Annotated in this window: 2 protein-coding genes; both read right to left on the reverse strand. The window is 46.0% G+C overall.

Annotation, left to right across the window (positions count from 1 at the left end; translation table 11 throughout):
- The coding region (locus tag ACWHAR_RS29055; protein WP_452088692.1) for an iron chelate uptake ABC transporter family permease subunit at positions 1–304 on the reverse strand (304 nt) is incomplete at its 3' end.
- Positions 267–617, reverse strand: a 351-nt coding sequence (locus ACWHAR_RS29060; RefSeq protein ID WP_452088693.1) for an ABC transporter substrate-binding protein, incomplete at its 5' end; no start/stop codon positions are given. The genes ACWHAR_RS29055 and ACWHAR_RS29060, both read right to left, overlap by 38 nt.

Here is a 617-nt window from a genome sequence, read left to right on the forward strand (position 1 = left end):
GCGGATTTTTCAACAATCCTTGAAAAGCGGCCCCTGCAATAGAAAGAGCCGCCCCCACAAGGGCGGCCAGCACAACTCTCGGCAGTCTGATATTCATCATAATATTAGTGTACATCGGATCATCAGAACCGATAGAGCCGCCGAAACCTTGATGCCAAAAGACACGAAAAACAGCGGGAATAGGAATATGCAGGCTGCCGCAAGAAATTCCTAAGATGACGCTCACGGCTAAAAATGAGAAACCAATGATATATGCGGCATAACGATTATTCTTTAAACGTATCCGGGTAAATGCTTTCCGCAAGTTCTTCGACCCCTTCGATCAGACGGGGACCGGAACGTGTCACAAGATCAGGGTCCACATCATATACACGATGATGTTTCACAGCATTGATTTCGCTCCAGCGATCGCGTTTTTCCACAGCTTTCGCTTTCACACCGTCCGTTGTAACAATTGCATCAGGATTGAGTTTTACGATCGCCTCGTCTGTCATTTGCACCCATCCTGTCTGATCCGCAGCTGCGTTTTTAGCATGGATGACATTCAGCATTTCATTCATAAACGTATCTTTTCCGGTTGTATAAATGTCAGGATCAGGAGAAACCTCGATAAATAC

The organism is Bacillus sp. LR--39, assembly GCF_053613335.1.